Source organism: Streptomyces sp. NRRL B-1347, assembly GCF_000720325.1.
In the GTDB taxonomy this organism is placed as follows: Bacteria; Actinomycetota; Actinomycetes; order Streptomycetales; family Streptomycetaceae; genus Streptomyces.
Map to the genome: position 1 here is coordinate 1 of NZ_JOJM01000126.1, position 8,605 is coordinate 8,605.

The 8,605-nt window shown below is 68.7% G+C and carries 9 protein-coding genes; 7 read left to right on the forward strand and 2 right to left on the reverse strand.

The window, feature by feature from the left end; translation table 11 throughout:
* Positions 1–79: 79 nt before the first annotated feature.
* Positions 80–385, reverse strand: coding sequence for a helix-turn-helix domain-containing protein (locus IG74_RS51625; RefSeq protein WP_107059160.1), 306 nt, complete (start codon positions 383–385; stop codon positions 80–82).
* Between the two features lie 864 nt (positions 386–1,249).
* Positions 1,250–1,441 (reverse strand): hypothetical protein, encoded by a 192-nt coding sequence (locus IG74_RS0142895; protein ID WP_030688887.1) that lies wholly within the window; start codon positions 1,439–1,441, stop codon positions 1,250–1,252.
* Positions 1,442–1,665: 224 nt separating this feature from the next.
* Here IG74_RS0142895 and IG74_RS0142900 point away from each other — a divergent pair, with 224 nt between their 5' ends.
* From IG74_RS0142900 to IG74_RS52570, 7 genes are all read left to right on the forward strand, one after another.
* Positions 1,666–3,111: a PQQ-binding-like beta-propeller repeat protein gene (locus IG74_RS0142900; RefSeq protein WP_030688889.1), complete on the forward strand. Its 1,446-nt coding sequence runs from the start codon at positions 1,666–1,668 to the stop codon at positions 3,109–3,111.
* A 12-nt stretch (positions 3,112–3,123) separates the two neighbouring features.
* A complete protein-coding gene (locus tag IG74_RS0142905; RefSeq protein WP_030688891.1) occupies positions 3,124–3,954 on the forward strand; it encodes a PQQ-binding-like beta-propeller repeat protein in 831 nt (276 codons plus the stop codon).
* 314 nt (positions 3,955–4,268) lie between these two features.
* A complete protein-coding gene (locus IG74_RS52565) occupies positions 4,269–4,538 on the forward strand; it encodes a hypothetical protein (protein WP_158858054.1) in 270 nt (89 codons plus the stop codon).
* A gap of 150 nt (positions 4,539–4,688) precedes the next feature.
* A complete protein-coding gene (locus tag IG74_RS0142915; RefSeq protein ID WP_030688895.1) occupies positions 4,689–5,381 on the forward strand; it encodes an HNH endonuclease family protein in 693 nt (230 codons plus the stop codon).
* Positions 5,382–5,749: 368 nt separating this feature from the next.
* Positions 5,750–6,757, forward strand: a complete 1,008-nt coding sequence (locus tag IG74_RS52980) for a NucA/NucB deoxyribonuclease domain-containing protein (protein WP_199818975.1) — start codon at positions 5,750–5,752, stop codon at positions 6,755–6,757.
* A gap of 126 nt (positions 6,758–6,883) precedes the next feature.
* Positions 6,884–7,495, forward strand: a complete 612-nt coding sequence (locus IG74_RS0142925; protein WP_030688899.1) for a hypothetical protein — start codon at positions 6,884–6,886, stop codon at positions 7,493–7,495.
* Between the two features lie 747 nt (positions 7,496–8,242).
* Complete coding sequence (locus IG74_RS52570; RefSeq protein WP_158858056.1) at positions 8,243–8,515, forward strand: hypothetical protein; 273 nt, start codon at positions 8,243–8,245, stop codon at positions 8,513–8,515.
* Positions 8,516–8,605 lie beyond the last annotated feature (90 nt).

The following is an 8,605-nucleotide window of genomic DNA, read 5'->3' on the forward strand; positions in this document are numbered from 1 at the left end:
ACAAGCCATCACCCGAACGCGAGGGTCCATACGCCACCCCGGAATCCTCCCACCCACACCACCACAACACCCACCGAACTTACGAAAAGATCAGTAGTACCCATTGTGTCCGAAGGGTGGCGAGGGACGGATCGGTGCAGCCAAGTGCGCTCAGCACGGCGCGGGTGATTTCCCACCGCGGATACCGGCCGATGGCGCGCAACAGTTCCGAAATCTTCGATTGCGGCCAGCGACTCACGTCCGCTAGCTGCTGATACGTCAGGCCGCATTCGTGGTAGGCCTCGCGGGCTTGCTCCAGCCATTGGCGATGCCGGGGGAGGGCCGTATCGGCGATCGGTCCCAGTTTGCGTCCGCGCCGGGCTCCGGAAGCGGGTTGCGTGCTCATCTTGCACCCTTCCCGCGCGTCTCCGCCTCCGCCCGGCATGCCATACCGAGGGGCTGTCCAGGGCAGAGTACGAACCTCGCGTCTACGGCTGCTGTCTCGGTCAGGCCGCGCACCGCAGCGGGCAGAGCCGGGCAAGGCGAGCACGCTGCTCGGCGTGCTGACACGCCGAGCAGCGCGGCGAGTAATCCGTCCGGCGGGGCGTGGCTTCCCAACTTTGGCCCACTCATCAGGCTCCTTTGCCGCGTCGTCGTTCGCGTACGTTCGGGTTCAACGGCAGTTCCTGCGACGCTTGCTAACGCCGTCCCCTTCAGGAACCGAGGACAGCATGTGCCCCGGGTGTCACCAGGTGCGACCTCTTTGGACGAGCCGGGAACAATGCGGACGGGAGCACTGCGCAGAAGCGCAGGTAGCGGCCCGCGGTGGTCAATGTTCCCGATCCGCTACCTGGACACGGCCCGCTCGTGGGTGACCCAGCCAGCGACAACACCCCCTCACTCCCCTGCTTCCAGGCGCGGTCACGCGGCCGCCGAGGACGTCGAACGTGAAGCTGAAGCGGCTGCGGATGCCGCAAGCCTGCCGGACGGTGCCGCCTACAACAGTGCGCCGATGGCGCCGCGGTTCGCCCGCCTCGAGGGGAGGGGAGGTGCGTGAGCGGGCCTGCCGAACGCTGCGGGTGGTGGCGCGGCCGCTTCGGTGGCTGAGGTCGGATGGCCCACGCGTCATCCAGATGCCCGCCCCGGCTCGGTAGCTGGCCTTGGAGCCGGGGCATCAGGGGCGGCTCAAGGGGGCCCTTGGTGACTGCTATTGGTTGACGCTGGCCAGCGAGCGGCGCTCTGGCCAGCGCGGTGTCCTCTGCGGTGTGGGTCAGCCGGTGCTGGTGGCGCGGGGGGCGTGCCAGGCGGCGTACAGGGTGCTCAGTGCTGTGGCCAGCAGCGGCGTTTGGTCGGCGGCCGGGACGGGCCAGCTGATCAGGATCACACCGGTGGCCAGGACGGCGAGGAAGACGACGAGATCGGCGTAGGGCGTCTGGGCGGGGCGGTGGGCGCGTGTGGTCATGGTGTCCTCGTCTCTGTCGATTCGGGCTGCACACCTGACGTTGGCTCTGCTGTCATGGTTTTGGCCAGGCTGACGGGATTGTTCGCCAGACGGGCCTGGACAAGGGGCCGGTTGAGCGGCCGTGGCCCGGACGCCGAGGGGGGCGTGTGCCGGAGCGCAGAGGGACCGGGGGAAGGCCGTGGGGCCCGCTGCGTGGCGAGTTCCAGGAGCTCAATGAGCTTGCTGTGCTGCTGCGGGGCTGGGTGGATGAGGCGCGCCTGGGTGTGGAGGGGCTGCGTGGGAAGCTGACGCCGGAGCACTTCGCCAGTGGCCGGGTGCCGGCGAAGGCGACGTTGTCCACCTGGCTCAGCGGGAAGGGGCTGCGGTGGGAGTTTGTCGAGGCTGTCGCTGACGCGTGCTCCACTTCTCACGCGGCCCTCGAAAGCCGTCTGGCCCAGGCCCGCCCTCTGTGGCAGCGGTATCAGCGCTCGCCCTCCCCTGCGGCTGGCGGCCCTGAACCTGCCGGAGCCGGGCGGGATGAACTCTTGCGGGCCCAGCGGCGCATCATCGAGCTGCAGGAACAGCTTGCCCGCGCCCACCACGCCTATGGCCATAGCCAGCAGGCTCTGGCCTGTGCCGTTCCACTGGCCGTCCTGCTGTCCCAGATGGTTGGCCGACTCACCGCCCAGATCGACTCCTTGCGTGCCCGGCCTGCCGCCGATCCCGGTGATCTCGAGCTGGCACGTGATCAGCTGCACCATGCCGAGACCGAACTCGCCCAGGCCAAGGCGCAGCGGGACGAAGCAGAGCGCCTGGCGCAGGCGGCCGAACACCGGGTGGAGGAGGTGAAGCAGCAGTTGCGCGTGCTGCGCGCATTGCCCACGTCGTCCCGGCCGGCCCCTGGGGGTGCTGCTCCCGTCGTTCGGGTTGGTGCCCCGGATGCGTTCTTGAGCGATGTCGGCCGTGCGCTGGAAAAGGCGCGCACGGTCAACGTGTTCACCCAGACGCTCACCCAGGCCGCCCGCGAGGAGCTGGCGCCTTCGTCCCGTCCGGCCGTGCCGGACAACGCGGACAACCCGGTGACCAGTCAGGAACCGGTGAACAACTTGCCCCCGGGCGGCCGGGCCGCCGCGCTGGCGGCCGCCGTCGCGTTGGGCAAGCACCACATCCCGGCCCGTCTCCGCGGCCAGGGCCAGCGGCGCAGCGGGCCCCGGCTTCCGGGCGCGGTGCGATTGCGGCTCGCCCTGGCCGCCGCGCTGCTCGTTGCCGGCACGCTTGTCCTGGACGGTGACGGTTTCAATGACCGGGCTGCCCAAGGATGGCCGTTGCCGACCGTTTCATCATCCGGCGACAAGCAGCCCGGGCCCACGGTGTCAGAGGGCTTGGTCTACGTCGGCACAACCGATGCCGTGGAGGCCGTCAGCGCTGACACCGGGAAGCGACGGTGGCGCTATGCCAGCCGTATCCGCAGTGGCTGGCGGGATATGGCCCGTCAGGGCAGAGCGATGTACATCAACGATGCCCAGGGCCACATCGACGCTCTCGACATGCTCACCGGCACCAGGCGGTGGCGCGCCGCCGTTCCGCGCGGGGAGTACCCGCCGCGGATAGTTCTGCATTCCGACACCCTCTACGTCGCCCACCCAGACGGGCTCACCGCCCTGGACGCGCGCACTGGCGCGCGGCGCTGACATGCGCCCGGCGTGGTGGAGGACGTGCAGATGCAAGCGACCGACAGCGCTGTCTACGTCATCAAAGAAAACCGCCGCTCCAAGTTCGAGGCTCCCACCGGCAAAGGACTGTCCCGGCTCGACGCGGATACCGGAAAACCGCGCTGGAACTACGCGCTGGACAGCTCGGCCGTCGTGAACAACGTGGTCTCCTCCGGCGACACAGTCTACCTGTGCCTCAGCGGAGCCGTCGTGCACGCCCTGGACGCGGCCACCGGCCAACGACGCTGGAAATTCAACCAGGACAGCAGCCCCTCCAACGTCTTCAACGGTGTCACAGCGATCGCCACGCGCGAGAGCGTCTACGTCGGCGGGATCTCCAAGAAGGGTCCTGCCAGCGCCCTGTACGCCCTGGACGCGGCTACCGGCCAACGACGCTGGAGCTACCCCTCCACCGCCGACTCGGTCATCAACGGTGCCCTGCCGGTCGGCGATATCGTCCTCGTCGGGAAATCCGATGACGGGAACACCGTGCTCGCGCTGGATGCGGCCACCGGTAAACGGCACTGGAGCACCCCCGGGAGCGTCGGCGACCTCACCGTGGCCGAAGACATGGTCTACCTCACCGACTTCGACCGCTCCCGCGCCTTGGACGCGGCCACCGGCAAGGAACGCTGGCGGTTCCCAGCCGGAGACCCCAACCTGGACCCTCAAGTCACCGACCGCACGGTGTACCTCGCCGGAGCCCTCAAGAGCAAGGAAACCCGGCACGTATACGCACTGGGCCGGTCCGATGGCCGCAAACGCTGGACCTACCGTGCCACCGCCGAGATCGAGACTCTATGGCTCCCCTCCCACCCATAGAGCGCCCCGCAGCCGCAAAAAGCCCCGCGCGGCTACGGGGACGGCCTGTGTCGCCCGTGGTGTCGACGAGACGCCGTGCTCCCAGCTCACGAGCCCGCACCGGAGGGCAGCTGCATCAGGACGTCACGGCCAGGGTGTGGGCGACGCACGAGTGGGACCTGTACCGGGCCAGACAGGCCGCCGCAGCTCAGGCCCGTGCCGAAGCCGCGGCCGCGCAACCCGAGGAGGGCGCCCCCCCCGCCGCGGCGGGGGGCGCGGCCGAGGCGCCCGCGCTCCGTCCGGCCGCCGTTGCCCCGGCCCCGGAGCAGGCGCCCGTGGACGTCAACACCGATCGGGAGCTGGTCTTGGAGGACTTGTCCCGCGAGCAGGTGCTGGCCGGGCAGGTCCGCGCCGCGCATGACCACCAGGTGGTGTTCGACCACATCGACCGGTACGGCGAGGCATCGGGCCCAGCGCCTGTCCACGCGGGTGTTTGTCGCGCGAGTGCGGCGCTGGCCGCTGTGTCTACGGATCGTGCGCAGTGGGCGATGCGCTTCTATCGACGTGAGCCTGAGTGGGCGTTGTCCGGATCAGACCGCCGATGAGGACGATACGTCGACGGGGCTGCCGGATGAGCCGCCACGCGACTGGAGGACCAGAGCCCCAACCTGCGGTGGCGAGCCCGGGCACACGCACGGGTGAGCTGATCGCGGTATCCCAACCCGCCCCGTCCGCGGGCCGCTACAACCTCCTGTGTGATCAAGAACCTGCTGCGTGGTCTTCCCGCGCTCGTCCTCGCCGCCGTGCCTCTGCTCGCCACCGCACCCGCCGCCCACGCCGGCACCGCGCTCACCCCTTCGTCCGCGCAGCCGGTGACACTGCCGCTGTTCGATGCCGTCGACCAGCTGCCGGTCGCCGACGAGCAGCGCGAGGGCTACCAGCGCAGCCTGTACAAACACTGGACTAGGGGCCTGAATCTCACCGACGGCTGCGACACCCGCAAGGAGGTCATCCTTGCCGAGGCTGTGCTGGCCCCGACGGTGACGGCGGGTTGCCGGCTCTCCGGCGGGTCCTGGCACAGCGCGTATGACGACCTCACGGTCACCGACGCCGCCCGCCTGGACGTGGACCACTTCGTGCCGCTGGCCGAGGTCCACGATTCGGGCGGTTTCGCCTGGGACGCCAAGCGGCGTGAGGCCTACGCGAATGACCAGGACTCCCCGGACACGCTGATCGCGGTCTCGGCCGCCTCCAACCGGTCCAAGGCGGACCGGGACCCGGCAGAGTGGATGCCCTCCGACGGCTCGTACCACTGCACGTACACCGCGACGTGGGTGGCCACCAAGCTGCGCTGGAGCCTGGCCGCGGACGACACCGAGCGCCAGGCCCTGCTTGGTCTGGCCGAGGACTGCCCGGCCACCACCGTCACCTACGAACCCGCCCTCTGACCGGCGTGAGATGACGGCGAGGGGCTCTCACCGGCTGGTGAGGGCTCCTCGCGGAGCACCGGCGGGGCCTGCGCGTGCTTCCCACGGGCTGGAGGACGTCCTCCCCGGACCGCAGGCGTGGGACGTCCATGCTCTGTGCCGGAGTTACGGCGGGATGGTGAACGGGGCCGGGGTGGGCCCGGAACTTGCCATACCGGGGGCGGAAGTCGGTCACGTGTTCCGATGTGTGCGTAAGCGAAGACGGTGATGGCCGTAGCGTCGTGGCTCTGCCGTTGCCGTTGAGATGCGCGGGGTGTCTTGGGGGGCTCGGCAGGGAGGGGGATTCGCCTGTGTTACGCAGACGTGCCTACGGGGTCATTTCGGGGGTCGTGGCAGTCGCTTTGGCCGGGGGCCTGGTGTCGGTGGCGCAGGCCGCGCCCGCGGCAGGGCAGGAGCCGGTGCTGCGGGTGACGGTGGGCTCGGTGCAGCCGCAGGCGGCGCCGGCGGAGGGCGCGGCGGCCGCGGTGCCCTGTCAGCGGGGCAAGGCCATCTACAACCGTTACCAGAGCTGCATCCTGGTCGGTGCGACGGTGAACGTGCTGCGGAACGGCCGCCCGGTCGGCTCGGCGCATTTCGACATCACGCACAGGATGACGCTGAAGCAGAAGTCGCTGAAGTGGTCGGAGTCCATCAAGGTCGGCAAGGCGCGCCTGGTCGGCAACGCCCGCGGGATCACGGTGGGTCTGAAGGTCACCTGTGGCAGCAGCAAGTGCAAGCCCACGAACAAGTTCCCGCGCGGCCGCAAGCTCGGCGGCTCGGAGATCTCCGGGAAGGTGAACTACCAGGACAAGGTCGCCAAGCTGAAGAAGGACTCCGCCTCGGCGAAGTACCTCTACACCTTCACCAAGCCCGGCTACGCCCCGGGCGGGTTCGACTACCGCTCGGTGCCGTTCCGGTGCGACGACACGTTCTGGAACCGGGCGCTGACCCGGCGCACCCTGAATCCGGGCTGTGCGCACCACACCTACATCCCGGTGCTCACCACCATGGGATCGCTGACGAATATCGCGAAGAACATCCGGCGGGTCCAGGCCGGGGGCGGCCACTACGGGCGGATCGGCTCGGGCAAGCCGCTGCACCGTGAGGCCAGTGAGCGGGCCATTCAGGACAACAGGGACAAGGTGTGCCCGCGCGGGCAGCGGCCGCCCCGGCCGGGCCTGTCCTGTGACGAGTACCCGTTCGCCAGCACCCGTGAGGGCGGCCACCATGTGCCCGCCAGCAGCCGTGGCACCGCCTGGGTGCCCAAGGAAGAGCAGGACAAGCAGGGCGGCCGGATCCAGACCTTCCAGAAGAAGGAGCGGATCGTGCACCGTGATGCGTTCTGGGTGAAGGTCTGACACCCGGCTGTACAGACGGTGTAATTCTCGGGGTGGCCGCGCCCGACGCAGCGGACACGGCCACCCCGTGCCCATCAGGCCGGGCAGGCGACGTCGGAGAGAAGAGCTGAGGCTGTGAAGGTTCCAGTGCTGTATCACCAGTACGTCCTGCTCGACACCGACGCCGAGGCGCCTGACGAGGACATCGACAGCACCCGGGCGGGCAACGGGCTCGTCACCGTCAACACGGAGGGCACGTACGCCAGCGTGAAGACGGGGATCCCGCACGGCGATCTTGAGGTCACCTTCGACGTCCAGAACAGCGAACCGGCCTTGAACACGGACGGCTGGGACGAGGTCGTCGATATCAGTCTGTACTTCTCCGGACAGGGTCCCATGGCCGGCGAGCCTGTCGGAGACGACCTCATCGACGTCCCCCTGCACGGCGGCGAGAACAACTACCGGTGGTGGCGCTTCCGCTTTCACGCCCGCGGCCGTGACACCGACTTCGACCCGGCCGGCCCGCTCGAGGAGCACCTCGTCCAGGTTTGGCCCGCCCCGCGCGCACCAGAGGCCCGGCACAAGCTCACCGACCAGACCGGCCACCGCAGCCGCAACCCTGACCCGGACTACTACGCCCAGGCCAAAGCCGCTGAAGCAGCCGCGGACGCCGCAGGCCTGCCCGACGGCACCGCGCATGCCAGCACGCCGGTGATGCCGCGCTCCGCTCACCTCGAGGAGGCGAGGGGCGATGAGTGACCAGGTGTTCCTCACAGATGATCTGTGGCGCCAGCTCGCAGGTAAGGACACTGCGTACTTGGCCGGGGGACGGGATTCCGTCGACGTCCTGGAAGCCGGTGAAGTGGCGTGCGCCGTCTCGACGGCCTTGAGGTACGACTCCTTCTCCTCGTGCTTGGCGAGTGCGTGATGGGTGCTCGCGACGTGATCTCGTGGGCTGAGGCTGATAGCTCGGCGGAGGCTACTGACGCCCAGGTGCACCCCCGGGCTTGTCGACGACATCGGCGGTCAGCTCGGTCAGCGGTCCGCCCCATCGCGGGGAGACGGGGGTGGGCCCGCAGTGGGGCGCGCGGAGGCGGAGTTACTGGTCACCCGGCGAAACGCCGCATCGGCCTGCAGACCCGCCCGTAGAACCCACGCCTCCACTCGGTGCCCGAGGACGTGGGCTTGCGCACCGATGCCTCCGGCGTCGTCAACCTGGTCCGCCACGACCACCAACACGGGCCAGGGTGCTTGGCCGCTGCGCCAAGCTCGGAGGGCAGGACGAAGTCCTGGTCGTCATCGTGAGCCGTCCAGCCAAACCACGGGCACCCTTCGATCGCAGCATGGGGTGCTCCTGCGCCAGCGCCTTTTCGGCAGACTTTCAGATGCGCTTACCTCTTAATCGGCTGAAACTCCACGAGCCGTGAAAGCTTGGGCCCTCCTCGCAAGCTTCCTTAGACTCCCTGCATCACACTCGCGATGCACGCTTCCCAAAGGGGGAATTGAATGACCAGAACCAGAACAGTCGCTGCCGGGTTAGCAATCACTGCAGTTCTGGGTGCTTCCGTGACGGCCCCAGCAATCGCATCCAACAGCGGCGAAACTCAAGCGCAAGCCGACCCGGCCTACAAAATCCTCAAGCATCTTGAGTACTCTGGACCGGGTAAGGCGTCACTAAGAGTTGGGTACTACCAACTCATCACTGACCGCGGCTTCGGCTGGAATAAGGTCAAGAAGAAGCACAACATCACGAAGTACAGCGCTGTCGAGTACCGGTAGTTCGTTGACTTGGGGGCGGGGGAGCGGTAGTCCGGATGGTGGAGGTGGTGGCGATGACCGCTCGTCGTCCGTGTCCGCCTGCACCGGGGC